Annotated in this window: 11 protein-coding genes; 3 read left to right on the top strand and 8 right to left on the bottom strand. The window is 56.8% G+C overall.

All coding sequences use genetic code 11. The features are described 5' to 3' along the window. Positions 1-163 precede the first annotated feature (163 nt). The 6 genes from baeR to HVZ37_RS13850 are packed head-to-tail and all read right to left on the bottom strand — an operon-like array spanning position 164 to position 11,145. Positions 164-886 carry a two-component system response regulator BaeR gene (gene baeR, locus HVZ37_RS13875; RefSeq protein ID WP_043000167.1) on the bottom strand — a complete coding sequence of 241 codons (723 nt, stop codon included), beginning with the start codon at positions 884-886 and terminating at the stop codon, positions 164-166. Next, on the bottom strand, positions 883-2,286 hold the full coding sequence (gene baeS, locus HVZ37_RS13870) for a two-component system sensor histidine kinase BaeS (protein ID WP_054176015.1): 1,404 nt from the start codon (positions 2,284-2,286) through the stop codon (positions 883-885). Before baeS ends, baeR begins: the two co-directional genes overlap by 4 nt. After that, complete coding sequence (locus tag HVZ37_RS13865) at positions 2,286-3,698, bottom strand: MFS transporter (protein ID WP_044266103.1); 1,413 nt, start codon at positions 3,696-3,698, stop codon at positions 2,286-2,288. The genes baeS and HVZ37_RS13865 overlap by 1 nt, the downstream gene beginning before the upstream one ends. Next, positions 3,695-6,775, bottom strand: a complete 3,081-nt coding sequence (gene mdtC / locus HVZ37_RS13860; RefSeq protein ID WP_181627621.1) for a multidrug efflux RND transporter permease subunit MdtC — start codon at positions 6,773-6,775, stop codon at positions 3,695-3,697. The genes HVZ37_RS13865 and mdtC overlap by 4 nt, the downstream gene beginning before the upstream one ends. Beyond that, positions 6,776-9,898: a multidrug efflux RND transporter permease subunit MdtB gene (gene mdtB, locus HVZ37_RS13855; protein WP_181627620.1), complete on the bottom strand. Its 3,123-nt coding sequence runs from the start codon at positions 9,896-9,898 to the stop codon at positions 6,776-6,778. Beyond that, positions 9,898-11,145, bottom strand: a complete 1,248-nt coding sequence (locus HVZ37_RS13850; protein WP_181627619.1) for an MdtA/MuxA family multidrug efflux RND transporter periplasmic adaptor subunit — start codon at positions 11,143-11,145, stop codon at positions 9,898-9,900. Before HVZ37_RS13850 ends, mdtB begins: the two co-directional genes overlap by 1 nt. Before the next feature lie 278 nt (positions 11,146-11,423). Here HVZ37_RS13850 and HVZ37_RS13845 point away from each other — a divergent pair, with 278 nt between their 5' ends. Then, positions 11,424-11,483, top strand: coding sequence for a type I toxin-antitoxin system Ibs family toxin (locus HVZ37_RS13845; RefSeq protein ID WP_105887528.1), 60 nt, complete (start codon positions 11,424-11,426; stop codon positions 11,481-11,483). A gap of 98 nt (positions 11,484-11,581) precedes the next feature. Here the strand turns inward: HVZ37_RS13845 and yegD are convergent, their stop codons facing one another. Further along, entirely contained in the window at positions 11,582-12,934 is a 1,353-nt protein-coding gene (gene yegD / locus HVZ37_RS13840; RefSeq protein WP_181627618.1) for a molecular chaperone, read from the bottom strand. A gap of 136 nt (positions 12,935-13,070) precedes the next feature. On the opposite strand from yegD, the gene alkA reads away from it, so the two are divergent. Next, complete coding sequence (alkA, locus tag HVZ37_RS13835) at positions 13,071-13,940, top strand: DNA-3-methyladenine glycosylase 2 (protein WP_181628486.1); 870 nt, start codon at positions 13,071-13,073, stop codon at positions 13,938-13,940. On the opposite strand, the gene HVZ37_RS13830 is transcribed toward alkA, so the two are convergent. Continuing rightward, positions 13,908-17,237, bottom strand: coding sequence for a diguanylate cyclase (locus HVZ37_RS13830; protein ID WP_043000173.1), 3,330 nt, complete (start codon positions 17,235-17,237; stop codon positions 13,908-13,910). The two genes, alkA and HVZ37_RS13830, sit on opposite strands and share 33 nt — an antisense overlap. A gap of 326 nt (positions 17,238-17,563) precedes the next feature. On the opposite strand from HVZ37_RS13830, the gene udk reads away from it, so the two are divergent. Beyond that, the gene (gene udk, locus HVZ37_RS13825) at positions 17,564-18,205 is read left to right on the top strand and encodes a uridine kinase (RefSeq protein ID WP_042318055.1); all 642 of its coding nucleotides are present in this window, start codon (positions 17,564-17,566) and stop codon (positions 18,203-18,205) included. The last annotated feature ends 20 nt before the right edge of the window (positions 18,206-18,225 follow it).

Below are 18,225 nucleotides of genomic sequence, written 5' to 3'. Positions count from 1 at the left end.
TGTTCTCGTTCTGATGACAGGTCAGATCCGCTTCACCTGATGAAGCGGCTAGAGGAGAGTCCTCACGTTAAGGGCGGGCATTGTAGCGCTGCGGGCAAATGAGGTAAAGGAAAACGCCGGGCCGATAACGCGGCGTTATCGGGCCACTATTTGCGCTACCGTGTCAGACAATCCGGCAGGCATCCGCTTCCCAGCGATAGCCGACGCCATACACTGCACGGATAAACGACTGCTCTTCGTCAAGCGCTTCCAGCTTGCGACGCAGGTTTTTGATATGACTGTCGATGGTGCGGTCGGTCACCACGCGATAATCATCATAGAGATGATTCAGCAACTGCTCACGGGAAAACACTTTCCCCGGTTCGTGAGACAGCGTTTTCAGCAGGCGGAACTCCGCAGGCGTCAGGTCGAGCATTTTATTACGCCAGGAGGCCTGAAAACGGCTTTCATCGACGATCAGCGGGCTTTCGGCGTCCAGTTGCTGTAATTCACGCTGCGGCTTACAGCGGCGCAGAATGGTCTTCACGCGGGCGACCACTTCGCGCGGACTGTAGGGTTTGCAGATGTAATCATCCGCACCAATTTCCAGCCCCAGCAAGCGGTCGATCTCCTCAATTTTGGCGGTGACCATCACGATTGGCACCTCGGAGAAACGACGGATTTCGCGACACAGGGTCAGGCCATCGGTACCCGGTAGCATCAGATCCAGCAGGATTAAATCCGGCGGCGTCTGGCGCACATAAGATAGTACCTGATCGCCATGGCTAATCAGCGTCGGGGCATAGCTCGCGGCGCGCAGATAGTCGATAAGTAACTGTCCCAGCTTGGGTTCATCTTCCACAATCAGAATGCGTGGCGTGTTTTCATCAATGGGTAACTCAGTCATACGTCTCTCTGTAAATCGCGTTCCAGCGGTAATTCTACTGTAATGCTTACCCCGCCAAAAGGCGAATGGGCAGCGTGGATGCGGCCATTATGGGCCTCAACGATGTTGACGCAGATCGCCAGTCCCAGTCCGGACCCTCCGCTGGCGCGGTTGCGCGATCCTTCGGCGCGGTAGAATCGCTCGAACAGTTTTTGTAGCTGATCGTCACTGACGCCCGGCGCGGAGTCGGCGAAGGTGATCAGCACGCGTTTGTCGCGCAGCTCTGCGCTGATACGTAAGCTGCCGCCGCTATCGGTGTAACGAAGGCTGTTTTCTAACAGGTTGTTGAATAACTGCATCAGGCGATCGCGATCGCCGAACACGGTAACGCTATCGGGCAGGGAAAACTGTAGCGTCAGACCCCGGCTGGCAAAACGTTCGCGGAATGCGCCGCCCGCCACTTCCAGCAGCGGGATCACGTCGACGGTAGTTTTTTGGTAGGCCAGCGCGCCTTCGTCAGACATCGAAAGCTGGTGCAGATCGTCGACCAGTTTGGTCAGTGTCCCCACTTCCGCCTGTAACGAGGCCACCGATTCCGGCGTGAATTTTCGTACACCGTCCTGAATCGCTTCCAGTTCACCGCGCAGGACTGCCAGCGGTGTACGCAGCTCATGCGAGATATCGGCCATAAAATCGCGACGCATCTGCTGATTCTTTTCCAGGGTACTGGCGAGCTGATTAAAGTCCTGCGCCAGTTTGCCCAGCTCATCGGCGCTGGTGGCGGCAACACGGGTGGTGAAATCCCCCGCAGCCAGTTTGTGCGTGCCTTCGACCAGCCGTTTGACCGGGGCCAGCAGTCCGCGCGCGAGTGGAAAGGTCGCCAGCGCCGCCAGCAGGGTTGAGAGCGCCACAATCAGCCAACTGGTGCGCCGCTGCTGTTTATCGAAATTAATGTCGGTGTTACGCGTCAGACGTTCAACAGGGGAGGCAATGACGGCGCCGACCTCCTGACCGTTAACCAGAATGGGCCGCCGCGTGCCGTCTGCGGGAACCGGACCGCGCGGGCCAACCATGACATGCGCATCCTGGTCCACCACCCAGAACTGCGTGCGCCAGCCGTGCGGCGGCATACCTGGGCCTTGTTTATCATCGTCTTTGTCATGTTCAAAGGAGCGGAGGATCTGAAACACAAAGCGGTCATTATTGCGCAAAAAGCGCCAGCTGCCGTGCTGTTGGTACTGTTCACCTAACGCATCGCTGAGCATGGTCAGACGCTGCTCGTTGCCGTTTTTGATGTAGTCAATGAACCCTCGCTCGAAGCTGATGCGTACCGCCCAATGCATACTGATCAACAACACGATGCAGGTGGCGAAAATCGCCAGAAACAGTTTGCCGGTAATGCCGGGTCGCCAGAGCTTCATCAGGTTCTCCTTTTGCGTCGCGCAATGACGACATTTTTATGGGTATCGTTTGGGACGCGGGCAAAGATCACGGCGGGCAACGCGATGATAAAAGCCATGCACAGCCAGGTGTACATAAAGACGGTATGCGACGTTCCGCTATCCACCGTAAACTGTTGTTGTCCGAACATCCCTAGCAGCAGACCGGCAACGGTGACGCCGATACTCATTGAAAGTTGCATAATCATCGACAGCAGGCTGTTCCCGCTGCTGGCCAACTCATCCGGCAGATCTTTCAGGGTCAGGGTGTTCATGGAGGAGAAACGCGTCGAGTTGACCATGCCCTGAACAAACAGCACCAGCGGCAGCACGTAATACCAGCCCAGCAGCGCAGTGGACATAAACAGCAGGGTTACCACCGACAACCCAAGCGTCGTGGCGACCAGCACCCGACGGTAACCAAAGCGGTTAACCACCTGTACAACAATGCGTTTCATGCCCATGCTACCCAGCACCATCGGGATCATCATCAGCCCGGCGTGAAACGGGGAAAAGCCGAGACCAATCTGCAAAAAGACCGGCGTCATGAAAGGCAACATGCCGCTGCCGATGCGTCCGGCAAAGCTGCCGAACAGCCCCAGCGAGAAGGTTGGCGTGCGGAACAGGTGGAGGCTGAACAGCGCTCGCGGGTTAGCTTTGGCGTGTTTCAGGTAGAGCAAAATGGCCGCCACACCGCCCACTACCAGCGCGCCGAGCGCGAACGACGACATCCCCATCCCTTTGCTGCCGTCCAGCGCGATGGTCAGAACCGCCATCCCCGTCGCCAGTAGCAGAAAACCCGAGAGATCAAAGCGTCGGGTTTGCATGGTGTAGTTGGGCATCAGCAGCAGCGTGGCGATCGCGCCGACAATACCGACCGGCAAATTAATCAGGAAAATCCAGTGCCAGGAGGCATATTCCACGAGGATCCCGCCCAGCGCAGGGCCCAGCAACGGGCCTATCTGACCTGGCAGCGTGACAAACGTCATCGCCGCCATGTACTGTTCGCGCGGGACAATCTTCATCACCGTCAGCCGGCCGACCGGTACCATCATGGCACCGCCAACGCCCTGTAACACCCGCGCCATGACCAGTTCATTGAGCGTGCCGGAACCGGCACAAAACAGCGAGCCCAGGGTAAACAGCACAATGGCGGTAAAGAAAATATTCCGCACACCGATTTTGTCTGCCAGCCACCCGCTGGCAGGCAGCATGACCGCCACGGTCAGCACATACGAAACCACGACCATGTGCATATGCAGCGGGCTTTCCCCGAGGCTTTTTGCCATCGAGGGAAGCGCGGTATTGACGATGGTGGTATCCAGCGACTGCATAAAGAAGCCGAATGCCACAATCCACAGTTGCCAGCGGGTGCTGTTGGGAAGTTCTGTCATGTCTCTGTTATCGGTTTACGGTGTTTACGCGAAAAACGCAGCCGCAGACGGTCGAAGAAGAGGTACACCACCGGAGTGGTATAGAGCGTTAACAACTGGCTCATCACCAGACCGCCGACAATGGTAATCCCCAACGGCTGACGCAGTTCAGAACCGTCACCGCCGGAAAGCACCAGCGGCAGCGCGCCAAACAGCGCGGCCAACGTGGTCATCATAATCGGGCGAAAACGCAGCAGACAAGCCTGGAAAATCGCCTGTTCTGGCGTGAGGTTGCCATGCCTTTGCGCCTCCAGCGCAAAATCGACCATCATGATGGCGTTTTTCTTCACGATGCCAATTAAGAGCATGATCCCTATCAGGGCGATGAGGCTGAACGGGGCATCGAAAATCTCCAGCGCTAAGAGCGCGCCCACCCCCGCGGAGGGAAGCGTGGAGAGGATGATTAGCGGGTGGACATAACTTTCATACAGTATGCCAAGCACAATATAGACCGTGGCGATCGCGGCAATAATCAGGATCACCTGGGAATTCATGGTTTCCTGGAAGACCTGCGCGGTCCCGGCAAAACTGCCGCGCACGGTAGACGGCACGCCCAGTTGGGTCATCGCCCGATTAATGGCGTCACTGGCTTCTGACAACGAGGAACCCGTAGGCAGGTTGAAAGAGACGGTGGACGCTGCCGACAGCCCCTGATGATTCACCGACAATGGCGCGTTCGCCGGTTGCCATTTGGCAAACCAGGAGAGCGGAATCGCCTTACCGTCACTGTTAATGACGTACATTTTCTCCAGCGCGCTGATGTCCTGGGTGTAGCGCGGATCGACTTCCATCACCACTTTATATTGGTTCATCGGCTGATAGATGGTGGAGATCTGCCGCTGACCAAAAGCGTTGTTTAACAGGCTGTTTGCCGCCTGCACGTCAATACCCAGGCGCGCCATGGTTTCACGATCGTAGGTAAGATTCATCTCCGCGCCGTTATCCTGTTGATCCGAGTTGACGTCCGCCAGTTGGGGCAGGGCGGCTAAGGCTTTACGAATCTTCGGTTCCCATTCGCGCAGCGCCGCCAGATCGTCTGACAGCAAGGTGTACTGATAGCTGGCATTGGACTGGCGTCCGCCGACACGAATATCCTGCACTGCCATCAGGAACAGATTGGCACCGGGCTCTTTTGCCAGTTTCACCCGCAGACGGTCGATCACCTGCTGCGCGGTCTCCCGGCGTTCATCACGGGACTTAAGGGTGATAAACATCATCCCGCTGTTGACTCGCGAGCCGCCGGTAAATCCGGTGACATTATCCACTGCCGGATCATCGCGAATAATCTTCATAAAGTCCTGAAGCTTACCGCGCATCGCCTGAAACGAGATGCTCTGGTCAGCCTGAATCCCGCCCATCAGTACGCCGGTGTCCTGTTCCGGGAAGAAGGTTTTCGGAATCGAAATGTAGAGCCAGATATTCAGCGCAATAGTGCCGAGCAGCACCACGCCGACCAGTCGCGTATGGTTGAGCACCCATTTCAGCGACTTACCGTAGCCCTGTTGCAGCGCGACCAGCATGCGGCCAAATCCGCGCAGCCGCTTCTGCTCCCGTGGCTGGCTGGATTTTAGCATCCAGCCGCACATCATCGGGGTGAGCGTGAGCGACACCAGCAGCGAGATACCAATCGCCACCGACAGCGTGACGGCAAATTCACGCAGTAATCGTCCCGGCAGCCCGCCCATCAGCAGCAGCGGCAGGAACACGGCGACCAGTGACAGGCTCATGGACAGCACGGTAAAGCCCACTTCACGCGTGCCCTGAAGCGCGGCCTGCAAAGGTTTCATTCCGGCTTCCAGGTGGCGCGAGATATTTTCCAGCACCACGATGGCGTCATCGACCACAAAGCCGGTGGCGATGGTCAGCGCCATCAGCGACAGGTTATTGAGACTGAATCCGCACAGATACATCGCGGCAAAGGTGCCAATTAACGAAACCGGAACCGCCACGGCGGGGATCAGCGTGGCGCGTCCGGATCGCAGGAACAGAAAGACCACCAGAATGACCAGCGCCACGGAAATGACCAGCGTCTGCTCAACTTCCTCCAGCGAGGCGCGGATGGTTGGCGAGCGATCCTGCGCGATTTGCATATCAATCGATGCCGGGATGGTGGACTGCAACTCCGGGAGTCTGGCCCGAATGCTGTCGACCGTCTGGATAATGTTGGCTTCCGGCAGTTTGCGGATCATCAGCAAAATCGCCGGCTTGGCGTTGGTCATCCCGGCGTTGCGGACATCCTGTACCGAGTCCGTCACCGTGGCGACATCACCCAACCGTACGGCGCCGCCATTATTGTAGTGAATCACCAGTGGTTGATATTCCGCTGCCGTTTTGAGTTCGTCATTGGTCTGGATCTGCCAGCGATGCGTGGAATCTTCCAGCGCCCCTTGCGGTTTGCGCACGTTGGCGTTGCTGATGGCGGTGCGTACCTCATCCAGCGAGACGCCCTGATTAAACAGCGCCTGCGGATTCAACCCGACGCGCACGGCGGGCAGCGAGCTGCCGCCTACGTCGACGTCGCCGACACCGTCGATTTGCGCGATGGTCTGCGCCAGTTGGGTTGAGGCGAAGTCGTAGAGCTCACCTTGTGAGTATGTCTCCGAGGTTAGCGTCAGAATCATGATCGGCGCGTCGGACGGATTGGCTTTGCGGTAAGTTGGGCGGCTCGGCATACCACTTGGCAGCAGACTTTGCGCCGCATTTATCGCGGCCTGCACATCTCGCGCCGCGCCGTTGATATCGCGATCGAAGTTAAATTGTAAAATGATGCGCGTGCTGCCGAGGGAACTGCTTGAAGTCATCTCACTGACGCCGGCAATGCGCCCCAGTGAGCGCTCCAGCGGCGTTGCGACGGATGACGCCATGGTCTCCGGCGAGGCTCCGGGCAGCGAGGCACTGACCATAATCACCGGAAAATCAACCTGCGGCAGCGGGGCGACAGGCAACAGTCGAAATCCCAGCACGCCGCAGAGCGTGATGGCGAGAGAAATTAAAATCGTCGCCACCGGGCGGTAAATGAAGAGAGCGAAAAACTTCATTTACGCCTCCTCTTCCCGATGAGAGAAGCGGTTTTTCATATACAGTGACAGGCGGTCAAACAGCAGATAGATAACCGGGGTGGTGAACAGCGTCAGCACCTGGCTGACCAGTAAGCCGCCCACCATACCGATCCCCAGCGGACGGCGCAGTTCTGCCCCCACGCCGGTGCTCAGCATCAGCGGTAGTGCGCCCAGCAGCGCCGCAAGCGTGGTCATCAGGATCGGACGAAAACGCAGCAGACAGGCCTGGAAAATCGCCTCTCGCGGCGCCATCCCCTGTTCGCGCTCAGCGGCAAGGGCAAAGTCGATCATCATGATGGCATTCTTCTTCACAATGCCGATCAGCAAAATAATGCCGATAATGGCGATCACGCCGAGTTCACTACCGGCAATCATCAGCGCCAGCAGCGCGCCGACTCCAGCCGTGGGCAGCGTAGAGAGAATGGTGATTGGGTGAATAAAGCTTTCGTACAGCACGCCGAGCACGATATACATCGCCACCACCGCCGCGACAATCAGCCAGATGGTACTGCTCAGCGCCGCCTGGAAGGCGAGGGTGCTACCCTGGAACTGAGTGGTGATATCCACTGGCAGATTCAGCGTTTTTTCGCTGTCCAGAATCGACTGGACCGCATCGCCCAGCGAATAACCGTCCGCAATGTTAAACGAGATAGTGGTGACCGGGAACTGATCCAGATGGTTAATCGAGAGCGGCGCGAAGCGCTGCTCAATTTTGGCAATGGCGCTGAGCGGCACCATGCCGCCGTCGCTACTGGTCAGACGGATTGAATCCAGCGCTGCCAGTCCAGGCGTCGTTTCCGTATTGTGTTCCAGCACCACGCGATACTGATTCGCCTGAGTGTAGATCGTGGAAATCAGGCGCTGACCGAAAGCGTTATACAGTGCGTTATCGACATCCGCCATGCTGATCCCTAGCCGACTGGCGCTGTCGCGATCGACATTCACATACGCCACCAGCCCCTGATCCTGCCAGTCGCTGCTGACGTCAGAAAGCTGCGGCAACGCCTGTAGTTTTTCCATCAGTTGCGGCACCCAGGTGCTGAGGGCATCCAGCGAGGTGGCCTGCAGCGTGAACTGATACTGCGTGCGGCTGACCTGTGTATCGATCGTCAGATCCTGCGTCGGTTGCAGATACAAGTCGACGCCCGGCACTCTCGCCACGGCGTCCTGCAAACGGGCGATCACTTTCTGGACGCGGTCATCAAGTTCGTCGAGCGGCTTCAGGTTGATTTGCAGACGCGCGCTGTTCAGTGACGGGTTGGTGCCATCGACGCCAACGAAGGAGGTCAGGCTCTCAACCGCCGGATCTTTCAGTATCACGTCCGATACCTGCCGCTGGCGCTGGGCCATACTGGTAAAGGAACTGGACTGCGGTGCCTGCAACGTGCCCTGAATGATGCCGTTATCCTGGATCGGGAAGAAGCCCTTCGGAATAAACACCCACAGCATGATGCTTAACAGCAGGGTGCCGAGCGCCACGCTCAACGTCAGCCACGGATGGTTCAGCACCTTCGCCAGCCAGTGTCCGTAACCGGCAATCACCCGGTCAAACATTTTCTCCGACGCGCGGGAGAAGCGGTTTTGCTTACGCAGTGACTCCTGGCTCAGCATTCTGGCGCACATCATCGGCGTCAGGGTTAACGACACCACGGCAGAGATTAAAATCGCCACTGCCAGCGTCACAGCAAATTCGCGGAACAGACGTCCGACGATATCACCCATGAACAGCAACGGGATCAGGACCGCAATCAGCGAGAAGGTCAAGGAGATGATGGTAAAGCCGATTTCTCCGGCCCCTTTCAGCGCGGCTGTCAGCGGCTTTTCCCCTTTTTCGATATAGCGCGAAATGTTTTCGATCACCACAATCGCATCATCCACCACAAAGCCGGTGGCAATGGTCAGCGCCATAAGCGTCAGGTTGTTGATGGAGAAATCGAGAAACACCATTACCGCAAACGTGCCGATCAGCGACAGCGGGACGGCGACGCCCGGAATAATGGTGGCGGGAATATTGCGCAGGAACAGATAGATAATCATCACAACCAGCGCAATAGCCAGCATGAGCTCAAACTGCGTGTCGCTGACCGAGGCGCGGATGTTAGTCGTGCGGTCAGACAGTACCGTCACGTTTACCGATTTTGGCAGGCTCTCTTTAAGCTGTGGCAACATCTGATGAATGCTGTCCGCCGTTGAGATGATGTTCGCGCCAGGCTGGCGCTGGACGTTCATCACAATAGCCTGTTCTTTATTTGCCCATGCGCCGAGCCAGCTGTTTTCCGCCCCTTGTTCTACGGTCGCGACATCGCCCAGACGAACCGGCGCGCCGTTCTGGTAAGCAATAATGAGCTGACGGTATTCGTCGGCAGACTGCATCTGATCGTTCGCCGAGAGCGTCACCGCGCGGGTGGGGCCATCAAGGCTACCTTTGGCGGAGTTGACGTTTGCGCCGGTAATCGCCGTGCGGACGGTTTCACTGGTCAGGCCCAGCGCGGCAATGGCCTGGGCATTGAGCTTCACGCGGACCGCCGGACGTTGACCGCCGGAGAGCGTCACTAACCCGACGCCGGAGACCTGGGAGATTTTCTGCGCCACGCGGGTTTCGACCATGTCTTCGACCTGGGTCATCGGCATGGCGGTAGAGGTCACCGCCAGCGTCATGATCGGCGGATCGGCAGGGTTGACCTTGCTGTAGACCGGCGGGTTCGGCAGGTCGCTCGGCAGCAGGTTGGTGGCGGCGTTAATGGCCGCCTGAACTTCCTGTTCGGCCACATCCAGCGGCAGGGTCAACTGGAACTGGAGCGTCACCACCGACGCGCCGCCGGAGCTTTGCGACGACATCTGTTTCAGCCCGGACATCTGGCCGAACTGCCGTTCCAGCGGCGCGGTGACCGCAGAGGTCATCACATCCGGGCTGGCGCCAGGATACAACGTCACCACCTGAATGGTGGGATAGTCCACCTCCGGCAGCGCGGAGACGGGCAGAAAACGATAGCCGATGATCCCGGCGAGGAGAATCGCCACCATCAGCAGCGTGGTGGCGACAGGACGCATAATAAACAGACGCGACGGGCCGCCTGTGCTGCTCGGAGGTAACACCTGCATCAGGAGCGCGCTCCTTTCTGACCGTATTCACGGCTGGTGGCTTTTGTATCGGTGGTGGCGGCGGCTTGCGCTTCCACCACTTCCACTTTCGCCCCTTCCGTCAGGCGGTCAATCCCGTCGGTGACGACGCGGTCACCGGCCGAAATCCCGGCGCTGATCACCACCTTCTGACTGTCCTGAATGCCCGTTTTGACCAGATGCTTACTGACTTTGTTTTCATCGTTCAGCACCCAGACGAAGTGTCCTTCATTGCCCATTTGTAGAGCGGCTGTCGGGATCACCACGGCGTTTTGTTCCGTGTCGACCAGCATGCGGGCATTCACAAACTGATTCGGGAACAGCGCGTCATCCTGGTTATCAAAGCGAGCTTTTACTTTGATCGTCCCGGTCGTGACGTCGATCTGGTTGTCCAGACTCAGCAATACGCCCGCGCTGAGCTTTTTCGAATTGGTGCGATCCCAGGCTTCAACAACCAGCGGTTGTCCGCTTTTTTGCGCCTGCACGACGGTGGCGATATCGCTTTCCGGTAGGGTGAAAATCAGGTCGATGGGATGCGTCTGGGTGATCACCACAATACCGTTGGTATCACCACTGGAAATCTGATTGCCGACATCTACCTGTTTCAGACCAACCCGACCATCAACCGGTGCGGTGATGCGGCTCCAGTCAAGTTGTAGCTGCGCGCTGGCGACGCTGGCCTCATCGGCCTTAATCGTACCTTCGGATTCGCTCACCAGCGCCTGCTGGGCGTCCAGCTCCTGGCGGGAGACTAAGTTGCTTTTGACCAGTTGCTGGTAACGAGCCAGATCGCGACGCGCGTTAGCGAGGGTGGCTTTGTCTTTCGCAAGGACGCCCTGTGCCTGTGCCAGTGCCACTTTAAACTGGCTGGGATCGATCTCCGCCAGCAGGTCACCGGCTTTAACCTGTTGACCCTCCTGGAAATGAAGCGCCAGCAGTTGTCCATCCACGCGGCTACGTACGGTGACGGTGTTAGCGGCGGTCATCGTGCCCAGACCGGTGAGATAACGCGGAACGGCCTGCTCTGTGGCGGTCGCGGCCTGTACCGGCGCGAGTGGACCTGAGCGCATACCACGACGACCTGCGCCAGCCGTGGGTTTCGCTTGTCCGGTTGCGCCGGGCGCGCTGCTCTGCGGTTCGCTCCGGTTCTGCCAGAAACCGTATGCGGCGATGGCGGCGATGACCACCACGATGGTGATTACCCAGCGGGATTTGTGACTGCCTTTCATCGTTATGAGTTTCTCATCCTGAAACGTTTCGCGGAATGATACTAGTTTAGCCAGCCATCAAGGGAGAAAAATGGAGGAATTATGAAACCCTGTACGGATTCATCCGAATGGCGGCGCGCTTTGCGAGGCGTTACGCAACAATCATCGCTGAAAAAGGCGCATGAAAAATTGTGCGCTACAGTGGCGGCACGGCAAAAAGGAGGTAAGCCACGGATTTCAGCAGGACGCTGAAACGGGAAAGCCCCTCCCGAGGAAGGGGCCAAAATAAGGAAAGGGTTATGATGAAGGTAGTCATCATACTGGTGATACTCTTAGTCATTAGCTTACCGGCTTACTAAGACACCAGGGGGAGGTGAAACCCTCCCTTACCCTCACTCCTGAAACTAAGCCACATGAACCTTAATGTCAATCCATCCGCGTTCAGCTTGCGAGGCGTTTAGCGGAATACCACCTCAGCCCAGCGGGCCAGACCGGCGGTGACGGAGCCGAAGTCATCGCCACCGGCAATGGGAATACCCGGCAGTTTGGCGGCCAGCGCTTTTTTGATCAGCGGCGAGCGTGCGCTGCCACCGGTCAGATAGATGACGTCTGGCTTTTCCTGGGCGTTATCCAGCGCCAGTTGCACCTGTTCCAGTATCCGGGAAAGCGGCTGATCCAGCGCGCGCTCCAGCCCCTGTTGGCTGATGACGGCGGCCAGATCGTCGCGGATAAACGGGAGCGCTGCATTAACTTCGGGTTGTGCAGACAGCGTAATTTTGCTCTCTTCGGCGCTGCGGACCAGCCGATAACCGAGACGCTGACGCCAGACTTTCAGCAGCAGCGCCACCTGCTCCGGTTCGCGGGCATCGCGTACCAGGTCGTTCAGCAGACGCCCCGTGGCGCTGCTGTAGAAATCGCTTTGTGCCGGAACGTCGTTGATCGCCACCGCGTTCCACCACGGCAGCACCGGTAGGGCGATCCCTTTCTCGGTTTCGCCCCCCATCCCCAGCAGCGGCATCAGGTGTTTAAACGCCAGCGCGATATCTAGATCGTTCCCGCCAACGCGACAGCCGCTGTGACCCAGCAGGCTGGATTCGCGGTCAGCGCGGTGATGCCATTGTGGCCCCATCAGCAGTAACGAACAGTCAGTGGTCCCCCCACCGATATCCACCACCAGGACGCGTTTCTCTTCCTGTAATGTCGCTTCGTAATCCAGTCCCGCCGCCACCGGCTCATACTGGAAAACGACATCCTGAAAGCCAGCTCGTTTTGCCGCTCGTTCCAGAATACCCTGCGCCTGGCTGTTCGCCTCATCGCCGCCTAATCCCTGGAAGTTAATGGGACGTCCGATCACGGCCTGGATGATGGCTTCGGGGAGCTGGTTTTGTGCCTGTTGACGAATGTGCAGCATCATTGCGCAGACTAAATCTTCGAACAGCGCGACCTGTTGCGGTTTTAGTCCGCTGGCGCCGAGGAAGGATTTCGGCGACTTAACGAAGTACACCTCTTCCGGGTCGTCAATATAGTGTCCAAGCGATGACAGGCCAAACTGTACGCTGCTGGCGTGAACGTCAATGTCCTCGTCGCGATTGAAGCGAATGGCCCGACGCAACAGCGCCTGCGTTTCATCGTCTGGTGTCGGAACATCATGATGGCGGTAGAGCCATTCGCTCACCGATTCACGCGTCGGCGCGCAAAGCATGGAAGGCAGCAGCGTACTGCCATTTTCCATTTTCAGCAGTTGCGGCTTGCCGTCGCGCATGATGGCGACAGAACAGTTAGCGGTACCGTAATCAAATCCAATAAACACCTTGAAAATCCCCATGCCAGTGAAGAAGGGGCGTGACTTTAGCGAAATGTCGTCGTCGCGACAACTGGAATATGAAAGCAAAGCACAACGCCTGAATAGCGATTATGCTGAAGGTTTGCAGAAAAAGGAGAGGATGATGTTTACCCTGAACTGGCAACCGCCTTATGACTGGTCATGGATTCTGGGTTTCCTTGCCGCCCGTGCGGTCGACGGGGTGGAAACCGTCGAGGCGTTACGCTACACGCGAAGCCTGGCGATAGGACAACATAAGGGAATCATCGCCGCCGTTCCCGACACCGCGACGAACACGCTTCAGGTGACGCTGAGTGAAGGGCTATTGCCGGTCGCGGATATCTGCCTTGAAAAAATGGAGCGACTGTTTGATTTGCGCTGTAAACCACAGCAGATCAGCCATGCGTTAGGTGAACTGGGCGCAGCGCGTCCGGGACTGCGCCTGCCCGGTTCGGTGGACGCCTTTGAGCAGGGCGTCCGGGCGATTCTGGGCCAACTGGTGAGCGTGGCGATGGCGGCAAAGCTGACGTCGAAGGTTGTGCGATGGTATGGCGACGTGTTAGCGGACAGCCCGGAGTACGTCTGTTTCCCTACGCCTGAACAGCTAGCCGCAGCCGATCCGCTGGAACTGAAAGCGTTGGGCATGCCGCTGATGCGCGCCAACGCGCTTATCCATCTGGCGCAGGCCGCCCGGGATGGAATACTGGTAACCCAGCCGCCGGAAGATATTGAACAGGGAATCAAAATGCTACAGGGATTTCCGGGGATTGGTCGCTGGACGGCAAACTATTTTGCCCTGCGCGGCTGGCAGGCGAAGGACGTGTTTTTGCCTGACGACTATCTGATCAAACAACGTTTCCCGGGGATGACTCCCGCGCAGATCCGTCGCTATGCGGAGCGCTGGAAACCCTGGCGCTCCTACGCGTTATTGCACATCTGGTATACCGAGGGATGGCAGCCGTCAGTTGATCGCGAAATAACTGGTGTTGAGTAGCAGATCCAGCGGTTGCGCTTCGGCGATGATATCGCCATAAATCTGGTCGATACCAATACCTGACAGCGTATCCATGACGATCGGCGTTTGCACCGGCCCGGCAATGGTTTTCATCCCCAGGCGCTGGGCGTGGCCCTGGATGATCGACACCAGCATTTCATCCATCATGTTGCCGTGAATGCTGGCGCTCAACTCACTGTCGAGCAGCAGGTAATCCGCCAAACTTTTGGTCATCAGATTGAAGATCTGCAGATCGCGGCCAATCTGGCTCACAATGATGTGACACCCTGCCTGGCGTAATGTCTGAATTGCTTTGGTGCTCTCCTGTGGGTTCAGTAACAGCGCTTCCGCAGGCACAATCAGATGTAGCAGGCGTCCCGGCAGAGTGCTCTGCTCCAGTTGAGCCAGAAGTTCGTCAATCAGCGTTGTGCTGATTAATCCCGCCACCGAAAGCGGCAGGGCGACGCTGAGTCCTTTGCTGGCAACCGCCGGCGCTGCATGATGGAAAAATTCATGGAGCACGCGGCGATCCAGCGCATGGCTGAGCGCCGGATCGGCTAAGCTTGCCCGAAAGGCCTGCTCTTCCATGACTTCTCCTTCACTGGTCCACAGTCGCAGCGAGATCAGCCAGAAATTACGTGCTTCGGGAATGCGTGGTGACGCAACGCCGCGGGCGACCATCAGCAAGTGGTTATCTTTAATCATCCGCCATTGCTCATCCAGCGACATCATCGCGCGCTCGTGATGCGCCTGCTCTTGTTGTGGTTCATACACGGTCACCTGGCCGCGCCCGCCATTTTTAGAGGCATAGCAGGCGATATCTGCCTGCGACATCACCTCAACCGCCTGGCAATTGTTCTCGTCGATGAGCGTGATCCCGGCGCTGGCACCAATGCGATGCAGGCGGCCTTCCCACATAAAGTGGTAATCATTGACGGCGTTAACGATCCGCGTGGCGATAAAGCGCGCGCTTTCAATATTACACTCCGGCAACAGCAGGCCGAACTCATCACCGCCCAGACGCGCCAGCACGTCGCTGGAACGCAACATGCTGAGCATCAGTTGCGCCAGTTCGCGCAGCAGCGCATCGCCCGCCGCGTGACCGGCGCTGTCATTTACCGCTTTAAAACGATCAAGATCGATAAAGACCAGCGCGTGGCGCTGATGCGCACTGCGGACGGTTTGCAGCAGCAGTTTCAGCTTGTTTTCAAAACTAGCCCGATTGGTCAGGTGGGTGAGGGCGTCGTGGGTGGCGCTGTAGCTTAGCTGGCGCAACATCTTACGTGACTCGGTGACATCCTGAATTACCAGCACTGAACCGATATTTCCACCGTCCAGGGTGCTAAGCGGGGTTATGCTGTAGTGAATGTCGTAACTGCCGCCGTTGCGACAATGGAGAACCACCTCCTGTTCGATGGCGGAGCGGGACATATCAGCACTGTAGATGTTCTCCATCAGCGGACCGTTATCGCCAAAGGTGATGCGCAGTACCGTCAACAGCGGTACGCCAATGGCATTCTCCTGCTGCCAACCGCTCATCTTCTCGGCGACCGGGTTCATAAAGGTAACTTTCAGATCAACGTCAATACACACCACCGCTTCCCCGATGGAGTCGAGGGTAATGTGCAAACGCTCTTTTTCCTGAAACAGCGCTTCATTCAACTGCTTCACTTCGGTCATGTCCATATTGATACCGAGCAGTCGTTCGACTTCGCCATCTTTATTTAACACCCGATTCGCCAGCGAGCGGATATGGCGGACGCCGTCTTTCACCGCAATGCGGAATTCCATCTTAAAAGGCAGGCGCGCGGCTAAGGAGTCACGAACCACCTTTTCTGCATACTCGCGGTCTTCCGGGATAACGCAGTCGTACCAGAGCGACCAGGTGGGCTTAACATGAGCGGGAACCTCATACAGTTCGAACATACGCTTATCCCAACTGATGACGTCGGGTTGCAGTTCCCATTCCCAGATCCCAATGCCGCCAGCTTCGTTTGCCAGCGTGATGCGTTCCATCAGCCGTTTGTTAACCCATTCGGTATGTTTGAGATCGTTGATATCTTCAATTTGGGCAATAAAGTAAAGCGGCGTGCCGTCAGAATGGCGGACCAGCGAGACGGTCAGCAGCGCCCAGACGATCTCGCCCGTACGGGTGTAATAGCGTTTCTCCATCGAATAGCTATTAATGTCGCCGCTCACCAGCATGGTGAGTTGCTCCAGATCTTTATGCAGGTCTTCCGGCCAGGTGAGCTGCTGAAAGGTCAGCGCGCGTAACTCATCCTGGTTATAGCCGAGAAACTGGCATAACGCTTTGTTGGCCTGCAGCCATTGCCCTTCTGTACCGACCAGCGCCATACCGATCGCTGAATACTCCATCGCGTTGCGAAAACGTTCTTCGCTTTCCGTAATGTGCTTACGTTCGGCGCGAAAGGCGTACATCACCATGGTCATGATGTTCGCGGGTAAGAGAATCATTAAGAACGGCAGCCACGGCAGGTTGTTCATGACATGCACTTTGGGGGTGACCAACAGTGACGGGTCGGCCGCCATCATCAGCGATACCATCATGACGGTAGCGAGGAAGATGAGAAAGGCTTCCATCCGTGGCAACCGCACGGCGCTCCACATCAGCAGTACGATCACTAACGTAAAGGGCCATGGAACATACTTCATGGCGAACCAGCTCAGAACCAGGGTGACGACTAGCGTCAGCAATGTTTCCAGGAGCAGACGCGGGTTGCGGTGGCGCAACAGGTAGTGTGGTTTGAACAATAATCCCAACGGTACCAGCGCCAGCGCGCCGATGGATTCCGACAGCACCCAAATCAGAAACGCTTTCAACGGCGTTTCATTCGGCGACATAATCCACACCAGAATACCGCCCAACAGCGGCGGGATAACCGCACTGCCGAAGGCAAGACGTAGCCAGTCATTGAGATTCTGTAACGGGTTGTACCAGGGTAACAGCTTACGTAACAGCATAGCGCCGACGACGGCTTCAATGATGTTGATCGCGGTGTAGGTAAAATTCAGCGCGCTGGGCGGGAACAAGACCAGCGATGCGCCAATGCTCCCTAACGAACAGGCGAGCGCAATTCCGGGCCACATCCGTCCGGCGTGACGGTAAAAGGCCACCATCATGATCGACGTCGGGAACCAGAGCGGGGCGAGTTGGGTGCCAAACTGGGATAATTCCAGTGAGAAAAGGGTAAAAATAAAAGCCGTCAGCCCTAAACTGACGAAGCGCAGCAGAGGATGCGGCAAGGTAACTAAAACATGTTGGGATGGTTTACTCATTACCCTGTATCCGAGTGGCCGGAACGTCGCGGAACGCCCGGACGCATCGTGATATTCTCTGTTTATGCTAGTACAAACAATTTACAATTTATATCCCGGTTGCTCATTATTTGACATTATATGGCGATTAATTACTGCGAAACCGGGTTAATTCCGCGGGGTGCTCTAAATCTGAACAAATAAATTTGCGACAGGGAAACGTTGGGCGCGAAATACACTCCCTGCTATCTCGACTGGTATCGCACGCCCGAAATCCCTATAATTGCCGCGTTTGACGCCCATGCGGCGTCGTCCTTCCTAACCAGGTTATTCAGGTCGCTAAATTTATGACTGATCAGTCCCATCAGTGCGTCATTATCGGTATTGCTGGCGCATCGGCTTCCGGCAAGAGTCTTATTGCCAGTACCCTTTATCGCGAGTTGCGTGAACAAGTCGGTGACGAACATATCGGCGTTATTCCCGAAGACAGCTATTACAAAGATCAAAGCCATCTGTCGATGGAAGAACGCGTTAAAACTAACTACGACCATCCGAATGCGATGGATCACAGCCTCCTGTTTCAGCACCTGCAGGCCCTCAAACGGGGTTCGGCGATCGAACTACCGGTATACAGCTACGTCGAACACACCCGCATGAAAGAGACGGTTCGTGTTGAGCCAAAGAAAGTCATCATTCTTGAAGGGATTTTGCTGCTGACCGACGCGCGTTTACGCGAAGAGATGAACTTCTCTATTTTTGTCGATACCCCGCTGGATATCTGCCTGATGCGCCGTATCAAGCGTGATGTTAACGAACGTGGTCGTTCAATGGATTCCGTCATGGCGCAGTATCAGAAGACCGTGCGTCCGATGTTCCTGCAATTTATTGAACCGTCTAAACAATACGCCGATATTATCGTGCCGCGCGGTGGGAAAAATCGCATCGCCATTGATATTCTGAAAGCGAAAATCAGTCAGTTCTTTGAATAAGCCCGGCGAATTGTGTACCG

Origin of the sequence: Citrobacter sp. RHB35-C17 (genome assembly GCF_013816795.1) — a bacterium.
GTDB lineage: Bacteria > Pseudomonadota > Gammaproteobacteria > Enterobacterales > Enterobacteriaceae > Citrobacter_A > Citrobacter_A amalonaticus.
The sequence above is the reverse complement of the archived record's forward strand: the minus strand, read 5'-3'. Positions and strand labels throughout refer to the sequence as shown.